The organism is Actinotalea ferrariae CF5-4 (assembly GCF_000603945.1).
Taxonomy (GTDB): domain Bacteria; phylum Actinomycetota; class Actinomycetes; order Actinomycetales; family Cellulomonadaceae; genus Actinotalea; species Actinotalea ferrariae.
Genome location: NZ_AXCW01000585.1, coordinates 1 through 514 on the forward strand (window position 1 = coordinate 1; position 514 = coordinate 514).

A 514-nucleotide genomic window follows, 5' to 3' on the forward strand; every position below is an offset into this window, starting at 1 on the left:
CGTCCACCGCACCGGCACCACCGTCACTGCCGGCACCACCTTCACTGCCGACCCCGCCGGCACCGCCGGCACCGCCGGCACCGCCGACCCCGCCGGCACCGTCGGCACCGCCGGCACCGGCACCCCGGGCGCCACCCTCAGCGCCGCCACCAGCCATCCAGCGCGCCAGGGGCAGCCGGGGCGGCCGGAGACCGCGCCGAGAACGATCTCCTCCGCAGCCACCCTGCACCCCCGCTGGGTCTTCCACGACCGCCACGGCCGAACGCTCATCCACGACGGGCCCGGGCCCCGGCCACCACCCTGAGCCCTTGCGCGATCCCAGCCGTGTGACCGAGATCACCGCGCCGGGCCGCCACCTCCCACGCCGCCTCTGGTCGTCGATCATGACGCGCTGACCTGCGCATTCGTGCCGGCCTGCACCGAGCGTGGGCCTTTGGTCCAGGAGCCCTCCGTCCTAAGTCACGCCCCCTGCCGTGCGAAAGAGTCGGGTCATCGAGCCGCAGAGGGCTCACCG

1 pseudogene is annotated in these 514 nt (G+C 75.1%); it reads left to right on the plus strand.

The window, feature by feature from the left end:
- Positions 1-304 (plus strand): annotated as a pseudogene (locus N866_RS21865) (hypothetical protein); the annotation flags it as partial.
- Positions 305-514: the final 210 nt, after the last annotated feature.